Source organism: Sediminibacterium goheungense, from assembly GCF_004361915.1.
GTDB classification, from domain to species: domain Bacteria; phylum Bacteroidota; class Bacteroidia; order Chitinophagales; family Chitinophagaceae; genus Sediminibacterium; species Sediminibacterium goheungense.
Genome location: NZ_SNWP01000010.1, coordinates 1,215,056 through 1,229,669 on the forward strand (window position 1 = coordinate 1,215,056; position 14,614 = coordinate 1,229,669).

At 43.0% G+C, this 14,614-nt stretch carries 11 protein-coding genes; 5 read left to right on the forward strand and 6 right to left on the reverse strand.

The features are described 5' to 3' along the window. Window positions 1-12: 12 nt before the first annotated feature. Window positions 13-954 (forward strand): aldose 1-epimerase, encoded by a 942-nt coding sequence (locus BC659_RS05165; RefSeq protein WP_133473598.1) that lies wholly within the window; start codon window positions 13-15, stop codon window positions 952-954. Window positions 955-1,235: 281 nt separating this feature from the next. Here the strand turns inward: BC659_RS05165 and BC659_RS05170 are convergent, their stop codons facing one another. Continuing rightward, window positions 1,236-1,622 carry a RidA family protein gene (locus BC659_RS05170; RefSeq protein ID WP_133473599.1) on the reverse strand — a complete coding sequence of 129 codons (387 nt, stop codon included), beginning with the start codon at window positions 1,620-1,622 and terminating at the stop codon, window positions 1,236-1,238. A gap of 67 nt (window positions 1,623-1,689) precedes the next feature. Between BC659_RS05170 and BC659_RS05175 the strand changes: the two genes are divergently transcribed. The 4 genes from BC659_RS05175 (at window position 1,690) to BC659_RS05190 (ending at window position 4,936) form a co-directional block, all read left to right on the forward strand. After that, window positions 1,690-2,313 carry a 3-hydroxyacyl-CoA dehydrogenase family protein gene (locus BC659_RS05175; RefSeq protein ID WP_133473600.1) on the forward strand — a complete coding sequence of 208 codons (624 nt, stop codon included), beginning with the start codon at window positions 1,690-1,692 and terminating at the stop codon, window positions 2,311-2,313. Beyond that, window positions 2,310-2,984, forward strand: coding sequence for a tRNA (adenosine(37)-N6)-threonylcarbamoyltransferase complex dimerization subunit type 1 TsaB (gene tsaB / locus BC659_RS05180; protein WP_133473601.1), 675 nt, complete (start codon window positions 2,310-2,312; stop codon window positions 2,982-2,984). Before BC659_RS05175 ends, tsaB begins: the two co-directional genes overlap by 4 nt. A 113-nt stretch (window positions 2,985-3,097) precedes the next feature. After that, a complete protein-coding gene (locus BC659_RS05185; protein WP_133473602.1) occupies window positions 3,098-3,433 on the forward strand; it encodes an ArsR/SmtB family transcription factor in 336 nt (111 codons plus the stop codon). An 87-nt stretch (window positions 3,434-3,520) separates the two neighbouring features. Beyond that, window positions 3,521-4,936 (forward strand): MBL fold metallo-hydrolase, encoded by a 1,416-nt coding sequence (locus tag BC659_RS05190; protein ID WP_133473603.1) that lies wholly within the window; start codon window positions 3,521-3,523, stop codon window positions 4,934-4,936. A 75-nt stretch (window positions 4,937-5,011) separates the two neighbouring features. Here BC659_RS05190 and BC659_RS05195 read toward each other — a convergent pair whose 3' ends face one another. From BC659_RS05195 to BC659_RS05215, 5 genes are all read right to left on the reverse strand, one after another. After that, the gene (locus tag BC659_RS05195; protein ID WP_281277230.1) at window positions 5,012-5,968 is read right to left on the reverse strand and encodes a lysophospholipid acyltransferase family protein; all 957 of its coding nucleotides are present in this window, start codon (window positions 5,966-5,968) and stop codon (window positions 5,012-5,014) included. An 18-nt stretch (window positions 5,969-5,986) separates the two neighbouring features. After that, window positions 5,987-7,582, reverse strand: a complete 1,596-nt coding sequence (gene nadB, locus BC659_RS05200; protein WP_133473605.1) for an L-aspartate oxidase — start codon at window positions 7,580-7,582, stop codon at window positions 5,987-5,989. Window positions 7,583-7,703: 121 nt separating this feature from the next. Further along, window positions 7,704-9,713 carry a (E)-4-hydroxy-3-methylbut-2-enyl-diphosphate synthase gene (gene ispG / locus BC659_RS05205; protein ID WP_133473606.1) on the reverse strand — a complete coding sequence of 670 codons (2,010 nt, stop codon included), beginning with the start codon at window positions 9,711-9,713 and terminating at the stop codon, window positions 7,704-7,706. A gap of 409 nt (window positions 9,714-10,122) precedes the next feature. Then, window positions 10,123-12,885 carry a glycoside hydrolase family 127 protein gene (locus BC659_RS05210; protein WP_133473607.1) on the reverse strand — a complete coding sequence of 921 codons (2,763 nt, stop codon included), beginning with the start codon at window positions 12,883-12,885 and terminating at the stop codon, window positions 10,123-10,125. A gap of 23 nt (window positions 12,886-12,908) precedes the next feature. Then, window positions 12,909-14,579 (reverse strand): M1 family metallopeptidase, encoded by a 1,671-nt coding sequence (locus BC659_RS05215; protein ID WP_133473608.1) that lies wholly within the window; start codon window positions 14,577-14,579, stop codon window positions 12,909-12,911. Between the last annotated feature and the right edge of the window lie 35 nt (window positions 14,580-14,614).

Genomic DNA, 14,614 nt, shown 5'->3' on the forward strand with positions numbered 1-14,614 from the left:
AAAAACATTCGAATGGCTTTCCATATACAAGAAGAAGGGATTGGCAATGAAAAAAAGCTGATATTAACGCAGGAACAGACTGGCACTAGCGCAGAAATTTTTTGTTTCGGTGCCTTATTGAATGCTTTTACGGTGCAATCAGGTACGGATAAGATCAATGTGATTGACGGATTTACAGATGTGGCCCATGCCAGGGCCGATATGAACAATGGCTTCAAAAGCGCCAAATTAAGTCCCTTCGTATGCCGTATGCACAAAGGCGCTTATCATTTTGGTGAAACGGATTATACCATTGAAGGTTTTTATTTAAACGGACATGCCATTCATGGTCTTTTATGCCATGCAGATTTTTCGATTATAGATAAAGGTGCTGATACCGATAAAGCCTGGGTAACACTACAGCACCAATACAAGGCAACAGATAAAGGCTACCCCTTTACCTATACACTGGTGGTTACCTGGAGCCTGTATGCCCATAACCGGTTAACAGTGAGTACCGTTGCCACCAACCTGCACAACAGTACCATACCTTTTTCAGATGGCTGGCATCCTTATTTTGCAACAGACAGCAGTATTGATGAATCATCTTTATTATTTAACACAGATAGAAAACTGATTTTCGATGCAGATTTATTGCCAACAGGTGCCGAAGAAAAAGATGACAGGTTTGTGAATGGTACTATATTAAAGGGTATTGAACTCGATAATTGTTTTGCATTACCTGCCAACGAAAAAGGCATCTGTGTACTGCAGGGAAAAAAAATCAGTATCCGTATAGAACCAGATACAGCTTATCCATATTTACAGGTGTATACACCGCCTCACAGAAAAAGTATTGCTATTGAAAACCTGAGTGCAGCACCAGATACTTTTAATAATAAAATCGGCATCCGTTACCTGGAACCGGGTGAAACAGCGGTTTTTAGTACGGGTTATCAGGTGGTGCTTTGGTAATTGAGGTTTTACTGAATGGGAATTTTTTTGCAGGTCCAAAGAACTCCTTCGGAGGAGAAGGGGGAGAGGGAGTTGGGAAAACCTGCCTAGCTGAATGTAAAACCCTGTTCCGAATCAAACAGAATAAAAGAGATAGAAATATGGAACACAGATTTTCATGATGATGATTGATCATGAAAATACTTGAAAATCATGAAAATCTGTGTTCTGTCAATACAGCTCCCCTTATTTCCTGATATGAATCGCTGAGACTTTATATACAAGAGAGTATGGGCTGATGATTATAAATCTACCACAGCAATCATGCTGATTTCTACATTTACATTTCTGGGTAAAGTTTTTACAGCCACGGTTTCGCGTGCAGGATAGTCGCCTTTGAAATAAGATCCATACACTTCATTTACTTCCGCGAAATGAGCCATATCACTTAAAAAGATGGTGGTTTTCACTACATGCTCAAAAGTAATATGCGCTTCTTCCAGTACCGCAGCCAGGTTCTGCATTACACGATGTGTTTCTGTTTTCAGGTCGCTGGTTAGTAGTTCTCCGGTGGCAGGGTCAAATGCTACCTGACCACTGAGGTATACCATACCATTGGCTTTTATGGCCTGGTTATAAGGACCAATGGGTGCAGGTGCTTTATCGGTTTTAATGATTTGTTTCGACATAGTCTCTTTTCTTTTGTGACCGGCAAATTGGTGTTTTTCTATCAACTCACCAACCTAAATTTGCGGTATGCAAATAGTGGTAAAAGCCTCTCCTCAGCAACAAAAAGCTTTTCTTTCCAAAACATGGCCTGCCGGCTGCCATATTTATTGGTATGGTACGGATACACTGCCTGAAAAAGCCGATGCATGGTTCGATCTTTCCTGTGAAGAAGAAGGACCCGCTTTTGCCACACGCACCCATACAATCGTCTTTGCCAATGCGGTATTGCTTACCAATGCTTCTTTACCTGAGCACTATGTGCGTATCAATGGCTGGCAGGGCTTTTTGGAAAGACCTGTACTAGAAATAGCAGCAACTGCCCATTTACAGGCTGTACAAGCCATTATGGATCAGCTTAACTGGACTTTTACTGTGGCACCCGATGAACCCGGAATGATTGCCGCAAGAATCATCGCCATGATTATCAATGAAGCCTATTTTGCATTGGGTGAAGAAGTAAGCAGCAAGTCAGATATAGATACGGCCATGAAACTCGGTACCAATTATCCTTATGGTCCTTTTGAATGGTGCGAAAAAATAGGTATCCAGCCTATTTATCGCCTGCTCACCATACTTGCTGAAGAAGATGAACGATACCAGCCTGCACCTGCCCTGGCTGCCGAATTTGCTGAATACAAAATAACTGCATGAGTTATATCCTGAATATAGATACGGCTACTGAAACAGCTGGTGTGTGTTTGAGCCATGATCAGGCAATACTGGCTCAATTGAGCAATACTGATCAAAAAAACCATGCTGCTTTTATTCAGCCTGCCATTGCATCTATCATGCAGGAAACCGATCTAAATCTTACAGATATTGATGCAGTTGCAGTAACTGCCGGCCCCGGCAGTTATACAGGTTTAAGGGTAGGTATGGCAACGGCAAAGGGTATTTGTTTTGCACTTGATAAACCACTTATTACCATCAATACCCTCGAAGTGATGGCACTTGCAGCCATAGAAAGTGCAGACAATGAAGTAACTGCTTTCTGCCCTTTAATTGACGCCAGACGTATGGAGGTTTTCACCGCCATCTATGACCATTCGCTGACTATGCTCCTCGAACCTCAGGCCATGGTGCTGGAAGAACAATCGTTTGCAGACTTCCTCGATAAAAACATTATGCTCTTCTCCGGAAGCGGCATGAAAAAATTAAGCAAAATTTCAGGTCACCCAAATGCACGTTTTACTGAAGTACAGCACCATGCCGCACAGCTCGCCAAATTAGCTCTTAAAGCCTTTAGTAACAAGCATTTCGCAGATCTGGCTTATAGTGAGCCCTTGTATCTGAAACCTTTTTTCGACACTTCAAAAAAATAAGGTTTCACGCATGTTTTCAGGTATATGAAAATTATACAATAAAACTATCAGGAAAGTCGTATCTTTATAAGTGCAATTTTAGTTTGTTAACCCCCCATCATAACTTAATTGTCATGAGTCAATCATTGCAATCCGTTGTATTAAACAACGGCAAAAATGCGATAAAGGTGGACTTCCTTCACACAAAGAAGGCTGCCCTTATCCTCCGTTCAATCAACCACAAGCTCCGACAGCAAATCATTAAATTACTTGACGATCATCAAAAAATGACGGTTACGGAAATTTATGTAAAGCTTCGCCTGGAGCAGTCTGTAGCCTCGCAACACCTTGCCATCCTCCGACGAGCCGGTATTGTAAGTACTACAAGAGACGGTAAATTCATCTTCTACTCCGTAAACTACAGTCGATTAACAGAAGTTGTTGGCTTTGTAGAATCACTGGTTGGTTGACAGTTTAACTGACATTACGCCTGTTTTTCCGTTATTGATAAGGGTCTGGCCTGATCCTTGGTCGTATCTTTGCCTAAACTCGCGAATATGTTTGTAAAACAATTATATACCAGCTGTTTAAGTGAAGCTGCTTATTATATCGAAAGTAATGGCATTGCTGCTGTTATTGACCCTATGCGCGATATTGAAGAATATCTGGCACTGGCCAAAGAGCGTAACAGTAAGATCCAATACATTTTCGAAACCCATTTTCATGCCGACTTTATCAGCGGACATCTCGATCTGGCAGCTGCCACCGGTGCCAGCATTGTATATGGTCCGGGTACAGAAACACGTTTTCCTGTGCATGTTGCCAGTGACGGTGAAATATTTGAAATAGGTAAACTCACTGTTCAGGTACTGCATACACCTGGCCATACACTGGAAAGTAGTTGTTACCTGCTGAAAGACGAGACGGGTAAAGACTATGCCATCTTTACTGGTGATACCCTCTTTGTTGGTGACGTGGGCCGACCCGACCTCGCCCAAAAAACCAATGAAATTACCATGGATGACCTTGCAGGTATGATGTACGACAGTCTGCAACATAAAATCATGCCCTTGGCCGATGAGGTGATTGTATACCCTGCACATGGTGCTGGTAGCAGCTGTGGTAAAAACCTCGGCCCTGAAACCTTCAGTACCATCGGCGAACAAAAAGCCGGCAATTACGCTTTACAACAACAGAGCAAAGAAGATTTTATCAAAGCAGTAACCGATGGATTGGCTGCTCCCCCGCAATACTTTCCCATCAACGCAAAAATTAATAAAGAAGGATACGATAACCTCGATGCCATACTCAGCAAAGGCATGACCGCACTCGATATTCCTGCTTTCAAAATAAAAGCCAAAGAACCCAACGTTATCATTGTAGATACCAGAAAAGCCAATGTATTTACTGAAGGTTTTGTACCGGGTTCTGTTTTTATTGGTCTCGAAGGCCGCTTTGCTGAATGGGCTGGTAGTCTTTTACCTTTTGATCATGAGATTCTGTTGGTAACAGAAGAAGGAAAAGAAAAAGAAAGTATTGTTCGACTCGCCCGTGTTGGCTTTGAAAAATTCGGCGGACACCTGGCTGGCGGTTTTAACAACTGGAAAAAGAATGATCAGCCAATCGATATGATCATCGATGTAGAAGCCGATGAATTGGCCATGGATATGCCTTTTGATGATCAGTTAGTGATTGTTGACGTAAGAAAAGTACCTGAATACGCAGACGGACATATTAAAGAAGCACTCAACATTCCTTTGGATGAACTGGCCGACCCCGGCAGTATGGCCAACCTCGAAGACAACCACAATATTTATGTTCACTGCGCAGGAGGCTATAGAAGTGTGATTGCTGTTTCACTCATGAAAAGACAAGGCATACACAACCTCAGAAATGTTGTAGGCGGCTGGGGTCAAATAAAAGAACTCTCAGATAAATTTACTTTCGAAAAATCGAAGGAAGTATTGAATTGATCGCAGATGTCAGATCTCAGATCTAATATCCCGTATGTGGTATTGTCATAAATCTGATATCTGCGATCTGACATCTTACATCTGCTCCACCATCAGGTGCTTGTACTTTTCGTATTCATGCGACCACTTCCATCTTCTATGGCTCCATAGATAGTTGGCAGGCATTTTGCGAACGGAGTCTTCAACTTTTCTTACCAGCAGTTGGGTAAGTACACCATCTGCATACTCGTTGGGTTCTGTGGTAATTAATTCAAAATCGAGACGGTAGTAGCCACGTTTTACTTTGTAAAAATTGGCATATACAATAGCTGTATGGTTCATTTTGGCACCTTTTTCCGGACCGCGCGCAAAGGGAGCAGGCTTGCCGAAGAAGTGGGTCCAGTAAGCTTTACCGGGATTACCTGGGTTCTGGTCTGCTACCAAACCAAGGGCATAACGGTTTTTGGCATAGAAGTGAAAATTGTTCTTGAACTCATTGGCCGGCACAAGTAAGGTGCCAAATTTTGTGCGCAGTTTATAAATTAATTTATCAAAGATTTTATTACTCAGGGGCATGTATACTCCTATAAAGGGAAATTTACTGTCCAGCGAAACACCCAGGTTCGCAAACTCCCAGTTGAAATAATGTCCTGCAACAATCTGTACATTCTGCTTGCCGGCATATAAATCATTCAGCACCTCGATATTTACCGTAAACCTTTTTCTAAAACTTGTTTCCGAAACAGAAAGCAGTTTAATGGTTTCAATAAAGCTGTCGATAAAATTGTGGTAAAAGTCTTTTGCAATCCTTGTTCTTTCTTCCACCGTTTTTTCAGGGAAAGCTATCTCAAGATTCTGGAATACTACTTTTTTACGGTAGCCGATGATATAATATACCAGCAAATACAACCCATCCGAAATCAGGTACAAAACCCGCCAGGGCAGTAAGGATAAAAGATAAAAAATACCGTAGACGATGGGGTACATAGGGATGTTTGATTTCTTGATCTTTGATTTCTTGATCTTTGATTTCTTGACTGAAAGAAAAATCAAAGATCAAGAAATCAAACATCATAAAATAATATTCTGCAGCAGGCTGCTTTTCGCCTGGTGATCGGTATTATAGTGCAGGCCTCTGCTTTCTTTTCTAAATTGTGCGCCTTTAACAATCAGGTATCCAACGGTAATCAGGTTTCTCAGTTCCGATAGCTGGGGTGATACTTTGGTGGTTCGGTACAGTTCTTCTGTTTCGGCAAATAAAAGATCCAGCCTCTTCATGGCTCTTTCCAAACGCACATCTGTTCTTACAATACCTACATAATCGCTCATGATCTGCTGTAATTCTTTCAGGCTCTGTGTGATCAGGATCATTTCTCTGGGGTCGGTGGTACCTGTGGTTTTCCAGTCGGGAATGGCATCGTTCCAGCGAATATTTTCTACCGCTTTGCTACTATCCAGAAAACAACGATGGCCAAATACCATAGCTTCCAGTAAACTGTTACTCGCCAATCGGTTGGCTCCGTGCAAACCTGTGCTGGCACATTCTCCGCAGGCATAGAGATGAAGAATCGAAGTTCTGCCCCATTCATCTGTTTTAATTCCTCCACAACTATAATGTGCTGCCGGGGCCACAGGTATCATCTGTTGCATTACGTCGATACCGATACTCAGGCATTTCTCATAAATATTCGGAAAATGATGGATAAATTTTTCTTTATCCATATGTCTGCAGTCGAGGTACACATGTTCAGTACCTGTTTTTTTCATTTCGCTGTCGATGGCCCTGGCTACAATATCACGCGGGGCAAGGTCTTTTCTGGAATCGTATTGTTCCATAAAAGCATCTCCGTTTTTATTGCGCAGGATACCGCCATCACCTCTTACCGCTTCTGTAATGAGGAAAGAAGGTGAAGTGCCGGGTTCATAAAGTGCAGTGGGATGGAACTGAATAAATTCCATATTCTCAATCCTGCCCTTGGCCCTGTACACCATGGCAATGCCATCACCGGTAGCAATTTTCGGATTGGTAGTGGTGCGGTAAGCCTGTCCGCAACCACCGGTAGCCAGTAAGGTTATTTTCGAAAGTATTTTTTCAATCTTATGCGTATGCAGGTTCAGTACATACACACCATAACAGGTAATATCGGTTGTTGATTTGGTAACCAGAAAACCTAAGTGGTGTTGCGTGAGTATATCTACCACAAAACAATGGTTCACCAGTTCTATATTCGGCACCTGCGATAGTTCTGCCAGTAAAGCACGTTCCATTTCCTGGCCGGTAACATCTTTATGGTGCAGTATTCTGTTTTCGCTGTGGCCACCTTCTTTGCCTAAACTGTATGCTCCTTTTTCATCCTTATCAAATTCAGCACCGTAAGAAATAATTTCCTTAATTCTTTCAGGTCCTTCCTTCACTACAATTTCAACGATATCCTTATTACACAAACCATCACCTGCAATAAGCGTATCTTCTATGTGTTTCTCATAGCTATCCCTGTCTTCATCCCAAACACCGGCAATACCACCCTGTGCATATTTGGTATTGGTTTCATCGGCCTGTGTTTTGGTGATAACCGTAACTTTTTTATCGGGAAAAAAACGTGCTGTTTTCAGTGCATAGGTTAACCCTGCAATACCTGATCCTATAACTAAAAAGTCTGTCTGCATAAATTATTCCTCTCTCTGCGTAACCCCAGCGTTCTCCTTTCTCTACAGTGAATCCTTGCTAAAAGCAAAGCCATGTTTCATCGCAGAGAACGAGAGATAACGGAGTTTACGCAGGGTTATTTTAGGGTGCGGGTTCAACCCAAGCACCATTTTCTTTTAAAATATTGATCAGTTCTTCCACTGCCACATCACTCTCTACATTTCTTTTTACCACATCCTTACCCTTATACAAGGTAATCTTACCTACACCACTACCCACATAGCCAAAATCGGCATCGGCCATTTCACCTGGGCCATTTACAATACATCCCATGATGGCGATTTTTACGCCTTTGAGGTGGTTGGTAACCGAGCGTATTTTGGCGGTGGTTTCCTGTAAATCAAATAAGGTTCTACCGCAACTGGGGCATGATATATATTCTGTTTTGGATATCCTCGTACGGGTGGCCTGTAAAATGCTGAAGGCGGTGGCATTTACAAATTGCTCAACAGATGTGTTAGAGAGGTAATTGCGCCCGCTTGTGTCTGCACCGGCAGCGGCAGCCTGCTCATAACTTTTAGTGCTCATGCCAAAACATACACCGTCGCCAAAACCATCCAGCAAAAGGGCACCGGCCTCTGTTGCAAAATGAATGAGGTGCTCATCGGTGGTTTGCCAGTTGCTGTCAACTGTGATGATAACCGGGTTCAGTATTTTTTTCTCCTGCATCTGTACAAACATTCGGCGTACAGAAGGCATTGCATGCTGATTGTTGCTACTCAAACAAAGTACGGCTGTTTTGTCGGCAGCCAGTTGCGCTAAAGCTTCATCAGAAGGAATGGTGCCATCATTGTAACAATCAATCATGACAAAATTGAGGGTTTGGCTTTTGTCTGTGCTGCTCAGGTATCCTTCTATATCATCAATCTGATAATATTTTTCCCGATCCTTGAGTTTTTGCCAGATGGGGGCATATACAATCACTTTCAATGTGCCGGGTAAGGCAAAATCGAGTAATTGGTCGCCGGTAAAAATATAATCGGCAGCTGTATCACTGATGTTCCATTTATCGGTGTCGGCATCATAGGTATACCCTACGCTTTGCAAGGTAGCAGGTTTTATCGTTCCGGCTTTACTCAGATCGGCTATTACCACCGGCACCTGTTTGCCACCGATATTGCTTACTTCAAAACTTTCTCGGCGCTGATAATTAAAGGGGTCGTAGGTTAATTTTTCGATGGCCGGAATATGATCATCGGTTCTTACAGGTGTGGTATACCGTTTCACCAGATCGCGGCAAACGGGTATTTCAAATTCGGGGTCCTCGGTTAAGCTTACCCTAACCGTATCGCCAATACCATCTTCCAGTAAAGTGCCGATACCTGCTGCACTTTTTACCCTGCCATCTTCCCCATCTCCGGCTTCTGTTACACCGAGGTGCAGCGGATAGCACTCTCCGAATTCTGCATCCATCTGTTGTATCAGCAGGCGGTATGCCTGTACCATTACCTGCGGGTTACTGGCTTTCATGCTCAGTACAATATTGTGAAAGCTTTCGTAACGTGCAATGCGCAAAAATTCCATGGCACTTTCAACCATACCCATAGGCGTATCACCATAACGGCTCATGATGCGATCGCTGAGTGAACCATGGTTGGTACCGATACGCATGGCGGTACCATGTTCTTTACAGATGCGTACCAGTGGTGTAAACTTCTCCTGGATTCTTTCTATTTCCTCTGCATAATCGGCATCGGTATACTCTATCAGTTCAAATTTCTTTTTGTCAACATAGTTACCGGGGTTCACCCTTACTTTTTCTACAATGCGGGCAGCTATTTCTGCGGCATTGGGAGTAAAATGAATATCGGCCACCAGGGGGGTCGTATAGCCCCTTTTACGGAGTTCATTTTTAATATGCAGCAGGTTTTCTGCTTCTTTTTTACTGGGAGCCGTTATACGCACCAGTTCGGCACCGGCTTCTATACAGCGGATGCTCTGTTCTACCGTTGCCAGGGTATCCATAGTGTCGGTAGTGGTCATGGTTTGTAAGCGTATAGGGTGGTTATTACCCAGTAAAAGATCACCAATACGCACTTCTCTGGTCTTCAACCGTTTGTACTGTGTAAGCGAATGACAGTATGCTTGCATAAATGAGATATGAGGTACAAATTTAACAGGAAAAGGGCAGAATGGTTGGGTGGGGTTTAAAAGGGGTTTAAGAGTAAAAAACGGCTTTATTACCACTTGGCAGATCCAAATCTACTGGTTGTACACCCACTGCAAACAGCCATTTTTCCCCAAAAAACAAGCAAAGCTAATTCGCTTATTATCATGGCTTTACTCAGACCAACAACACAGCAACAACATAGCATCAACACAGTTCAACACTAAAACAATGTTATGGAGTGTTAAAAAAATGTTTTAGATATGTTGTAAAACTGAATAAACCCCCTGCAGTGAGCAAAACTGAATGGGTTCTGACCCATAGATCAAAAAAAGCCTGCATTCCTACGAATACAGGCTTAACGATAAACGCCAAAACAAAATAGTTAATAGTCTATTGCTTCTCTTTAATCCATACAGCAGATGCCAGCGGTCTGTTCTGGATACGCTGTGGTGGTTCATTGGCTTCTGTGGGTAAGGTAGTAGTGGTGGCAGCTGGTACTTTACCATCAATACGGTTGGTTCTGGCATAGTTAGGTATGGCCAGTAAAGGACTGCCATCTTCCCACTGTCCCTTAATCACCAGCATACCACGCAGAAAATTATCTCTCCATTCTATGGCCAATGGTTTTTTGGTATCAATCGCTTTGTTGATGTCCTGTCCATCAGCTGTTTCCACATTATAAATCAATGGCCCAAAGCGTAAAGCTACACGGCCACGATTGGCTTCAATTCTATCATCGGCACGAAACTTCTGTACTTCCATGGGCATTTCCAGTTCTATTTTATCGCCTTTTTTCCAGGTGCGCTTCAGAGCCACATAACCCTTTTCGATGGTTACGGGTACAGGTTTACCATTTACTTTCAGGTATTTCAGTCCTTTCACTTCTTTGTCAGGTGTGTAGAGTTCGCTGGTAGTTCTGTTGGGTACGCGTACATATACGGTAAACTCCTTACTTACTTTCGGGTTCACGGTTATGCCTACCGCACCTTCCCATGGATAATTGGTTTTCTGTACCATTTCCACATCGGTTCCTGCCACACGTTCTACATTGATGGTACTACCGATATACATATTTACATAAATGCCTTTCGGATCGGTTACATAGGTCCAGGTGGGCACCATCAATAAAGTACGCGGAATATTACCTACACAACATGGACATACATGCCAGGGGTCTCTGGGTTGTGCTTCTGATAAACGATTGGTATAATAGAAATTCTTACCATCCAGATCCAGTGAACCCAGCAAGGCATTGTACATGGTTTCTTCATACAGATCCGCATATTTGGCATCATGATAAGCCAGGTTCATTTTATACTGGAAGAAAATTAAACCCGCACTGGAGCATGATTCGCAATAAGCATTGTTGCGCAAAGAATAATTCGGACCAAAACCTTCCGATGTTTCACCACTGCCAATACCGCCGGTGAAATAATATTTTTTGTTGATGAGGTTGTTCCATAAACTCATCACCGCACTCTGGTAATCTACATCACCTGTTTCAGCAGCCACATCGGCCATCGCTGAATAGTTGTAGGTAGCCCTTACCGCATGACCTACAGCTTCATATTGTTGCTGTACGGGCACATGGCTCTGGTCGTACTCGCTACCATTCTTACGGCTATCGAGCAGGTATTTAGCCAGTTTAACATAGCTATCGCCCCGGCCGTTTTTCTCCATATCGTTTACAAAACGACCAAAACGTACCAGCGCCTGTTCCATTTCCTGGTGACCATCGTACCATTCTTTCTGTCCCGGACCTGTTCCGATATTTTTTACCCAGCAGTCGGCCAGTTTTTTGGCAGCATCGTACAAACGCCTGTCTTTACCATTGGTTAAGGTATAGTGGTTAATAGCAGATTCTATAAAATATCCCGCTACATAACCTTCATGATCGCCTCGGTTACGTGGTGCCCAACGGTCTTTCCAACGGGTGGTATCGCGTAAGGTATAAGCTGTATGCAGGTATCCGTCTGGTTCCTGTGCAGCAAGAATAATGGGTATCCATCTTTCCAGTGCTTCTTTCATTTTTGCCTGAGCCGCAATAATTTCTTTATCACCTTGTGGGTCTACCATCAAGGCGATACAAATAGATTCCACGGTTTGGTGCACCCATGCATTCGAGAATACATACCCTTTATGGCGCTCATGTTTTTCACCACGCAGGGCCTTGGCGGCTTCAATAAAATTATCGAGACCTCCCTGACCAATGGTGAGGTCGGTACGTTCGTTCTGTGCAATACAATAAGGTATCCAGTTTACAATCATGGCTTTGGCACGATCGTTCCAGAGTTTATTGTCAATTTTATATTTCTTGGTATACACCACATCCAGTCTGTTCACGGGTGGCGGGTTGTGTACTTTTACTTTGATGCTAGATGTTTGAGACTGATTACCTTCTACAGCTGTCATTGCCAGTTCATAATCGCCTACCGCGCTAAAACTCGCCGTTGCTTTCAGATCAGACGGATTGCTGAACTGTACAGTACCCGGACCCGATACTTTTTTCCATTCCACTTTAGAAACCGGTGTAACCGATTTTACAGATGCATCGAGGTAGGTTTTACCATTGATGATTACATCACGGTCAATACCTGCCGACACCAATGGTTTGGGATTGGCTGAGTTGGGGCTTTTGTTCACCACCCATTCCAGTAAAGTAGTCACGCCACGGTCTGCAGAATCCAGATCAATACGCATACGTGTGGTGGTAATTTCTTTGAAGCTGGTGGTATTGAGTTGGTTATTTTCCTTGCCCATACCCTGTGCATTTTCTACCGGTACAAAAGCGGTACCATTCCAGTAAGAAATACGGTATTGTTCGGGCAAACGAACATTGTTGTTGAAGTTCCACCAGAACAGTGCTACTTCACTGGTGGTAACCGGCTCCTGCCATTCGTATTGTACCCATATATTGGCACGGGGAGGGCGGTTATTATTATTATTAAAACCACGGTTATTGGCGGTATTAACAGGTGTTTTCTGGTCATTCAACCCTTCTACACCAAAACCACCACGGCTGGAACTAACCTTCGCCACCAATGCCAGGTTGGGTTTACCCGTAGGCGATGTTTGTGCATGGGTTAAGGTTACCAAACCCGTTAACAGCAAAACCTGCAGTATTCCTGTTAAAACGAATCGAAATTTTTTCATGAATCTCCGAATTTAAAAATGAATTATTGTATGGGTACAGGGTCTACATAATACATATTCTTTACGCCATCCACTGTTAACAGCGAAAGTTCTGCTGCTGTCAGTTCAGTCGTCTTCCACACATCGGTGGGTAATAATTTTAATACAGTGTTATTGTTTTTTAATACGATCGGTAGGTTAAAACCCGGTATACAATTGGTATAACGGTAACGTGCGGTATTACCAGTGATTTGAAATTCGAATTTAGGTATCGTAATATTTCTCAGGTACTGATCAAATACTTTACTATAATCGAAACCGGCTTTGGCAGATATATAGTTTTCTACCTGTGTGGAAGTAACCGTCTGGTGATAGAAATCTTTATTCAGTCCACGAAGTATCTGCCTGAATTTTTCATTGTCGTTGATGCTATGTTTGATCGCATGTAAAAGGTTGCCACCTTTCGGATACATATCACCACTACCCTGCGCATTTACACCATAAGCTGTTGGTATAATCGGTTTATCGTTGCGGATACCTCTTCTGATACCTACATTGTATTCATTGCCTGCCTGCTCTCCGAAAATATATTCAATGAAAAGTGTTTCACTGTAATTGGTAAAACCTTCGTGCACCCACATATCGGCCAGGTCTTTCGAAGTAATATTGTTACCAAACCATTCATGACCACTTTCGTGTATCACAATAAAATCCCATTTCAAACCCCAGCCCGTTCCGGAGCCATCCCGCTTTCTGTAACCTGGCTGGTACCAGTTACCATAGGCAACTGCACTCTGGTGTTCCATTCCGGTATGCGGTACATCAATGAGCTGATAGCCATCTTCATAAAAAGGATATGGACCAAACCAGTACTCAAAACTTTTCATGGTATTGTGTACTTCCTTAGGGAGATAGCTTTTGGCTTTTTGTTCATTATAATCCAATACCCAGTAAGTAAGGTCGAGTTTACCTTTTTCACCGGTGTACACTTCTTTAAAGCTGATATACTTTCCGATATACGGAATAATATTGTAGTTGTTGATGGGATTGGTTACTTCCCAGCGATAGCTGGTAGTACCATCACCATGTTTTGTTGTTTTTTTCAACCTGCCATTACCAACGGCCATCAATGTATCGGGCACACGCATGGTGAGTGAGGCGCCTTTATCCGGTTCATCACTCTGGTGATCTTTACAAGGGTACCAGATAGAAGCACCGGCTCCACCCTGACAGGTGACAGTCATCCAGGGTCTGCCCAGTGAATCTTTGGTGAAGGTCCACCCACCATCCCAGGGAGCCCGGATGGCTTCGTGTGGGGTACCACTGTAGCGAATAGAGATTTTTCCGTTGGTACCTTTTTGCTGATTAGGGATTTCAATCATCCATACCGATCCTTCTTTTGTAAATGGATATTTTTTGCCGGATGCATCTGTTACCTCATCGATCTTCAATGGATCTTTCAGATCGATCTGCATTTTTGTGGTTCCGTTATTGGCTACTACCGTATAGCTAATGGTATTGGTACCTTTTAATGTTTTCGAAGTAAAATCAGGCTGTATTTCCAGGTCATACCTTGTAAGGTTCCACCAGGCTCTTTCAGGCGTAATGGTACCACGCAATGAATCTTTTTTGGTAAAGCCAGACTGGTTTTGTGCCTGCAACATTACTGTGGTACTCAGAAGGAAAACAAGTAGTAGAAGAAATCGGATTTTCATATGTTATGCTTTTCTCTGGTGAAGATAGGGAGGTA